This window comes from Mesorhizobium sp. M6A.T.Ce.TU.002.03.1.1 (genome assembly GCF_003997275.1).
Taxonomy (GTDB): domain Bacteria; phylum Pseudomonadota; class Alphaproteobacteria; order Rhizobiales; family Rhizobiaceae; genus Mesorhizobium; species Mesorhizobium mediterraneum.
Genome location: NZ_RZTI01000206.1, coordinates 1 through 6,657, shown reverse-complemented (window position 1 = coordinate 6,657; position 6,657 = coordinate 1). Strand labels below are relative to the sequence as shown.

Sequence of the window (6,657 nt, the reverse complement as noted above, 5' to 3'; positions counted from 1 at the left end):
CGCCATCTCCATTATCGAATCCCACAAACGGTCTGAATTGATTCGCAGATTCTCGCCGGGTGCGGCCATTCAAATTCCTCTCATCTATTGCGCGGCGTCCCCCTCCCCCTCGAGGGGAGGGAAAGCTGCGCCCAGTTTCTCAATCCACTGCCCTCAGCACCTCACGCACATGGTCGATCAATTCATTGATCTGGCCCTTGGTGATGATCAGCGGCGGCGACAGCGCGATGATGTCGCCGGTGGTGCGGATCAAGGCGCCGCGCTCGAACGCCTTGACGAAGGCCGAGAAGGCGCGCTTGGTCGGGCTGCCGGGAATGGGCGCCAGCTCGATCGCGCCGATCAGGCCGATGTTTCTGATATCGATGACGTTCGGCTCGCCCTTCAGCGAATGCAGCGCGTCTTCCCAATACGGCGCCAGTTCCTCGCCGCGGGTCAGCAGCCCCTCTTCCTTGTAGGTGTCGAGCGTGCCTAGCGCCGCCGCACAGGCGACCGGATTGCCCGAATAGGTATAGCCGTGGAAGAACTCGATCATGTGCTCGGGGCCGGTCATGAAGGCGTCGTGGATCTCCTTCTTGACGAACACCGCGCCCATCGGGATGACGCCGTTGGAGACGCCCTTGGCCGTCGTCATGATGTCGGGCGTGACGCCGAAATAGTCGGCGGCGAACGGCGTGCCGAGCCGGCCGAAACCGGTGATGACCTCGTCGAAGATCAGAAGGATGCCATGCTTGGTGCAGATCTCGCGCAGCTTCTCAAGATAACCTTTCGGCGGCAGGATGACGCCTGTGGAACCGGCCACCGGCTCGACGATGACGGCCGCGATGGTCGAGGCGTCGTGCAGCGCAACGATGCGCTCCAACTCGTTGGCCAATTCCGCGCCATGTTCGGGCACGCCCTTGGTGAACGAATTCTTCTCCGGCAGATGCGTGTGCGGCATGTGGTCGACGCCGCCGAGCAGCGTGCCGAACATCTTGCGATTGGTGACGATGCCGCCGACCGAGATGCCGCCGAAATTGACGCCGTGATAGCCGCGCTCGCGGCCGATCAGGCGGGTGCGCGAGCCCTCGCCTTTGGCGCGGTGATAGGCGATCGCCATCTTCAGCGCGGTCTCGACCGATTCCGATCCGGAATTGGTGAAGAACACATGGTCCATGCCCTTCGGCGCGATGTCGACCAAGCGGTTCGCCAGCTCGAAGACGATCGGATGGCCCATCTGGAAGGCCGGCGCATAGTCGAGCTCGGCGGCTTGGCTCTGGATCGCTTCGGTGATCTTCGGCCGGCAGTGGCCGGCATTGACGCACCACAGGCCGGCGGTGCCGTCGAGAACCTTGCGCCCGTCGCTCGTCGTGTAATGCATGTCCTTGGCGGACACCATCATGCGAGGCGCCTGTTTGAACTGCCGGTTTGCCGTGAACGGCATCCAGAATGCGCTGAGATCGTTCGGCGTGACTTTCAGCCGGTTGGACATGACCAAGACTTCCCCTTGTAACCTGTTTCGGTGCGGCTAACGCTTGGTCTTTCCGACACTTGGTCTCTGCTGCGTTTTCGTGCTACGCAAATTTTGACCGATTGGACAAACGTTAGCACCGCCCTGTCGGCGGTCAAGGGATTACTAGCGGAAATGCGGCATCTGAAGCGCGCTCCACAGGCCGGGGAAAAACTGGTCCAGAGAATTGGTCCAGATCGCCCTCCAACTCAAGGTCTGCCGGGGTGACGGCCGATATGGAAGTCCCCGCCCCTCGCCGCACCCGCATCCAGCAGGAAAAGCGCGAGCTCATCCTGGAGGCGGCGCTCGAAGTCTTCTCGACCAACGGCTTTCGCGGCTCGACCATCGACCAAATCGCCGAAGCCGCAGGCATGTCGAAGCCTAACCTGCTCTACTATTTCCGCCGCAAGGAGGACATCCACGAGACGCTGATGCAGCGGCTTCTGGATACCTGGCTCGCGCCGCTGCGCGAGCTCGACGATATCGGCGACCCGCTGACCGAATTGCGCAGCTATATCAGGCGCAAGCTCGAAATGGCGCGCGATTTCCCTAGGGAAAGCCGGCTGTTCGCCAACGAGATCTTGCAGGGCGCGCCGCGCATCATGCCGATGCTGGAGGGCGAGCTGAAGACGCTGGTCGACGAGAAGGCCGCCGTCATCAAAGGCTGGATGCGCGCCGGCAAGATCGCCCGCACCGACCCCTGGCACCTGATCTTCTCGATCTGGGCGACAACGCAGCATTATGCCGATTTCGACGTTCAGGTCCGTGCCGTGCTCGGCCCCAACCGCGGCGGCGACGGCCGCTTCGAGGATGCGGCAAGGTTTCTGGAACAGCTGTTCATCGACGGGCTGAAGCCGAAAACCTAACTCTCGTTTCGTCATCCTGGGATCTGCGCTGCATCGCTTCGCGGCTGCTACGCCCTGCGATGACGAAGCTTACGGGGCTGCGGCCAACCATCGGCTGATTGCGTCGGGGAATCCATCGACGCCATTATAGCAGTATGGATGCCAGGATAATGTTTGAACTGTTTGAGGCGTGTCGGATGCCCCATCTTCCACCCAGAGCAACAATGTGGAGGCTCAAGCATGGAACTGAACGACAAGACAATCCTCATCACCGGATCGACCGACGGCGTCGGCCGCGTGGTTGCGCAAAGGCTCGGCGCCGGCGGCGCGCGTGTCCTGGTGCATGGCCGCGATGCGACACGAGGCAAGGCGACGGTCGCCGAGATCGAAACCGCCGGCGGCAAGGCCGAGCTTCTCGTCGCCGACCTTTCGTCGCTCGCCGAAATCCGCCGTCTCGCCGAGGCTGTCCGCGCCCGCACGGATCGGCTCGATATCCTCATCAACAACGCCGGCATCGGCACCGCCGGCACCAAACGACAGGTCAGCGCCGACGGCTACGAACTGCGCTTTGCCGTCAACTACCTCGCCGGCTTCCTGCTCACATCGCAGCTTCTGCCGCTGCTCAAGGCGAGCGCGCCGGCGCGCATCGTCAACGTCGCCTCGGCCGGCCAGCAGGCGATCGATTTCGACGATGTCATGCTGACCCGCAGCTACGATGGCGTCCGTGCCTACTGCCAGAGCAAGCTGGCGCAGATCATGTTCACCATCGATCTGGCGCAGGAGCTGAAGGGCAGCAATGTGACCGTCAACAGCCTCCATCCGGCAAGCTACATGAATACGACCATGGTCCGGCAGGCCGGCGTCACGCCGTGGAACTCGGTCGAGACCGGCGCTGACGCCATCCTTAACCTTGCGATATCGCCTGACCTGGAAGGGCGGAGCGGCCTGTATTTCGACGGTCTGAGGGAAGCCCGCGCCAACGCGCAGGCCTATGATGCAAAGGCAAGACAGCATTTGCGGACATTGAGCCTCGATCTGGTCGAGCGTCAGCCGGCCACCTTAACATCGAAGGGATAACGTTCACGAGCGAGAAACCCTCACATGCCGTGATCGTCGGCGGCTCTTCCGCTTCGGCCTCGCGGCGCGGAAACTGGCATGTCGCCACAGACCGTGGCGGCTGCCGCCGCGAGGCGGCCGTCCGAACCGTCAAAGCGGCTGCGCCACCAGCGCCAGGAACCCTCCAGTCAACGCCACATTGCCGACAAAGCCGTTGATGCGGGACGCCCGCTCGGGCCCCTGATGATCCCAGAAATTGTGGAACATCGGCGTGGCGACAATCAGGAACAGCACCAGGCACAAGGCGGCGGCAGCGGTCCAGACACCTGATATCACCAGCGCTCCGGAGACGACCTGCAGGACGATACCCAGCCACAGCATCAGCCGCGCCTGCGGCACGCCGCGTGTCGTCATCAGCTGGGTCAGGAAGGTAGCGTTCTGGATGTTGCGCAGACCGGCAAAGACAAAGGCGCCGCCAAGCAGCAGGCGGGCGGCAAACAGAATTTCATTCTCAAAATTTGCCATCATGTTCTTGATCCTCAAACAAAAATGGCACGCGGCGCCCAGGCCGCGCGCCGGTTCGACCGCTCAGGCAGCTTTCGCCGCCGGCATCGGATGAATGGCCTGGAACGGGATGCAAAGCCGGTTCCAGGCGTTGATCATGCCAAGCGCGACAGACAGCTTGACCAATTCCTCTTCCGAGAAATGCTCGAGCGTGCGCGCATAGAGTTCGTCCGAGACACCGTTATCGGCGATCTTCGTCACCGCTTCGGTCCAGGCGAAGGCAGCGCGTTCTCGTTCGGAAAACAGCGGCGATTCCTTCCAGGCGGAGACGAGATAAAGCCGCTGCTCGGTCTCGCCGTCATGGCGCGCCTCGCGGCTGTGCATCTCGACGCAATACGAACAGCCATTGATCTGCGATGCCCGCAGCTTGATCAGATGCAACAGGCTTTCCTCGAGCCCGCATTCGTCGACCGCCTTGTTGAGCGCCGATACCGCTTTCATGATTTCCGGCGCAGCGCCGAAGAATTGCAGCCTCTGTTTCATCGTCTTTGCCTTTCACGCTTGCTTGGTTGAACTCTGCGGTCGCTGATGGCGCTCGACAAAGGCGCAGTTCGCGGCGACTGAACGGGGATCGGCATCGCTCACATATTCCGCCACGATGTCCGACAGCCGGGCCTCGGCAAGAGCGGCGCGATAGGCGCGCTCAGCCTTCATCATCGCGACGCTGATGCCGCAGGGTTTGACATAGGCGGAAGCATCGAGCCTGGCCGGTCCGCGCTGCCGGATTTCGCCGCAGCGAAAGGCCGGATCGCGCCCTTCGACGGCGAGCACGATGTCGAGCAGCGTTATGCGCTCCGCCGGCCGCGCCAGCCGGTAACCGCCCGATGGCCCGGGCACCGATTCCAGTATGCGCGACGCCGTCAGCGCATTGAGATGCTTGAGGAGATAGCTCGGCGACAGGCCGAACGCTTCGGCCATGGCAGCACCCGGCATGGTCGCCGTGCCTTGCACGCCGGCAAGCATCGCGGCGCAATGGATGGCCGCTTCGACACCCTCACCCAGCTTCATTGTGCCGATCTCCAATTCATGGATACAGTTTATCGTGGATAATTATTATCCGCAATAGCCATTTAAAAAAAGCGGCGCATGCAGGCGCCGCTTTTCAAAACGGGCTGCGCCCTATTCCGCAGCCACCTTGGCCATCGGGTTGTTCGGATGCGTCGTCCAGTTGGCGTAGACCGGCGATACCGGTCTGCCGGTGCGCTGGTCCATCACGCCGGCCGCCAGCGGCTCCATGGTGATGCAGTTCTCGACCGGGCAGACATTGACGCAGAGATTGCAGCCGACGCATTCGGCCTCGATCACCTCGAAATGCCTGACGCCGTCGACCATGCTGGTGATCGCCTGGTGCGAAGTGTCCTCGCAGGCGATGTGGCAGCGGCCGCATTTGATGCAGGCCTCCTGGTCGATATGCGCCTTGGCGACGTAGTTGAGGTTGAGATATTGCCAGTCGGTGACGTTGGGCGTGGCGCGGCCGATTATATCGTCGAGCGAGGCATGGCCCTTCTCGTCCATCCAGTTTTCCAGGCCGGCGATCATCTCCTGCACGATCTTGAAGCCATAGGTCATCGCCGCCGTGCACACCTGCACATTGCCGGCGCCGAGCGCCATGAATTCGGCAGCGTCGCGCCATGTGGTGATGCCGCCGATACCGGAGATCGGCAGCCCATGCGTTTCCGGATCACGGGCGATTTCGGCCACCATGTTCATGGCGATCGGCTTCACCGCCGGCCCGCAATAGCCGCCATGCGAACCCTTGCCGTCGATCGTCGGCTCCGGCGCAAAACTATCGAGATTGACGCCGGTGATCGAATTGATGGTGTTGATCAGCGACACCGCATCCGTGCCGCCGGCAAGAGCGGCGCGCGCCGGCTTGCGCACATCGGTGATGTTGGGCGTCAGCTTGGTGATAACAGGCATTCGCGTGTTGGCCTTGCACCAGCGCACCACCATTTCGATGTATTCCGGCACCTGGCCGACGGCGGCACCCATGCCGCGTTCCGACATGCCGTGCGGGCAGCCGAAATTGAGCTCGATGCCGTCAGCCCCCGTCTCTTCGACGACCGGCAGGATCGCCTTCCACGCATGCTCCTCGCAAGGCACCATCAACGAGACGACGATGGCGCGGTCGGGCCAGTCCATCTTGACTTGCTTGATCTCGCGCAGGTTGACCTGCAGGTCGCGGTCGGTGATCAACTCGATGTTGTTGAGGCCGAGCAGGCGGCGATCGGCGCCCCAGATCGCGCCATAGCGCGGACCGTTGACGTTGACCACCGGCGGGCCTTCTTCGCCGAGCGTCTTCCACACCACGCCGCCCCAGCCCGCCTTGAAGGCGCGGATGACGTTGTAGGCTTTGTCGGTCGGCGGCGCCGACGCCAGCCAGAACGGATTTGGCGATTTGATGCCGACGAAATTGTTGCGGATGTCTGCCATGCTCATGCCCTCCCGTTCGAGGTCAGTGCCCGGTGGATCGATTCAGCCGCGTCGCGGCCTTGCGCGACGGCGGAGACGGTGAGGTCGTCGCCGCCAAAGATGCAGTCGCCGCCGGCCCAGACGTTTGGCAGCGAGGTGCGGCCTTCGGCATCGGCCTTTATGCGGCCGGCCTCCAAGGCAAGCAAGGCCCCGCTGCCGTTGAGCGCCGAGGGAATAAAGCTCTGGCCGATCGCCTTGAACACCTGATCGGCGGTAAGCGTCAGCCGCCCGCCG

Annotated in this window: 8 protein-coding genes; 2 read left to right on the top strand and 6 right to left on the bottom strand. The window is 62.7% G+C overall.

All coding sequences use genetic code 11. The features are described from left to right. Nucleotides 1-139: 139 nt before the first annotated feature. Nucleotides 140-1,468: an aspartate aminotransferase family protein gene (locus EOC93_RS31985; protein WP_095482896.1), complete on the bottom strand. Its 1,329-nt coding sequence runs from the start codon at nucleotides 1,466-1,468 to the stop codon at nucleotides 140-142. A gap of 254 nt (nucleotides 1,469-1,722) precedes the next feature. Between EOC93_RS31985 and EOC93_RS31980 the strand changes: the two genes are divergently transcribed. Together EOC93_RS31980 and EOC93_RS31975 are read left to right on the top strand one after the other, a co-directional pair. Continuing rightward, the gene (locus EOC93_RS31980; protein WP_095482945.1) at nucleotides 1,723-2,352 is read left to right on the top strand and encodes a TetR family transcriptional regulator C-terminal domain-containing protein; all 630 of its coding nucleotides are present in this window, start codon (nucleotides 1,723-1,725) and stop codon (nucleotides 2,350-2,352) included. Between the two features lie 219 nt (nucleotides 2,353-2,571). Beyond that, nucleotides 2,572-3,408: an SDR family oxidoreductase gene (locus EOC93_RS31975; RefSeq protein WP_095482897.1), complete on the top strand. Its 837-nt coding sequence runs from the start codon at nucleotides 2,572-2,574 to the stop codon at nucleotides 3,406-3,408. A 129-nt stretch (nucleotides 3,409-3,537) separates the two neighbouring features. On the opposite strand, the gene EOC93_RS31970 is transcribed toward EOC93_RS31975, so the two are convergent. From EOC93_RS31970 to EOC93_RS31950, 5 genes are all read right to left on the bottom strand, one after another. Beyond that, nucleotides 3,538-3,915 (bottom strand): DoxX family protein, encoded by a 378-nt coding sequence (locus tag EOC93_RS31970; RefSeq protein WP_095482946.1) that lies wholly within the window; start codon nucleotides 3,913-3,915, stop codon nucleotides 3,538-3,540. A 60-nt stretch (nucleotides 3,916-3,975) separates the two neighbouring features. Continuing rightward, nucleotides 3,976-4,434 (bottom strand): carboxymuconolactone decarboxylase family protein, encoded by a 459-nt coding sequence (locus EOC93_RS31965; RefSeq protein ID WP_095482898.1) that lies wholly within the window; start codon nucleotides 4,432-4,434, stop codon nucleotides 3,976-3,978. Nucleotides 4,435-4,446: 12 nt separating this feature from the next. Further along, nucleotides 4,447-4,959, bottom strand: coding sequence for an Rrf2 family transcriptional regulator (locus EOC93_RS31960; protein ID WP_095482899.1), 513 nt, complete (start codon nucleotides 4,957-4,959; stop codon nucleotides 4,447-4,449). Between the two features lie 111 nt (nucleotides 4,960-5,070). Next, on the bottom strand, nucleotides 5,071-6,384 hold the full coding sequence (gene preA / locus EOC93_RS31955) for an NAD-dependent dihydropyrimidine dehydrogenase subunit PreA (protein WP_095482947.1): 1,314 nt from the start codon (nucleotides 6,382-6,384) through the stop codon (nucleotides 5,071-5,073). A gap of 2 nt (nucleotides 6,385-6,386) precedes the next feature. After that, nucleotides 6,387-6,657, bottom strand: a 271-nt coding sequence (locus EOC93_RS31950) for an FAD-dependent oxidoreductase (protein ID WP_164759363.1), incomplete at its 5' end; no start/stop codon positions are given.

Bases quoted from the DNA above. Each gene is read 5' to 3' on its own strand.
- EOC93_RS31970 (WP_095482946.1), bottom strand. From the start codon at position 3,915: ATGATGGCAAATTTTGAGAATGAAATTCTGTTTGCCGCCCGCCTGCTG.
- preA (WP_095482947.1), bottom strand. From the start codon at position 6,384: ATGGCAGACATCCGCAACAATTTCGTCGGCATCAAATCGCCAAATCCG.
- EOC93_RS31965 (WP_095482898.1), bottom strand. From the start codon at position 4,434: ATGAAACAGAGGCTGCAATTCTTCGGCGCTGCGCCGGAAATCATGAAA.
- EOC93_RS31975 (WP_095482897.1), top strand. From the start codon at position 2,572: ATGGAACTGAACGACAAGACAATCCTCATCACCGGATCGACCGACGGC.
- EOC93_RS31985 (WP_095482896.1), bottom strand. From the start codon at position 1,468: ATGTCCAACCGGCTGAAAGTCACGCCGAACGATCTCAGCGCATTCTGG.
- EOC93_RS31960 (WP_095482899.1), bottom strand. From the start codon at position 4,959: ATGAAGCTGGGTGAGGGTGTCGAAGCGGCCATCCATTGCGCCGCGATG.
- EOC93_RS31980 (WP_095482945.1), top strand. From the start codon at position 1,723: ATGGAAGTCCCCGCCCCTCGCCGCACCCGCATCCAGCAGGAAAAGCGC.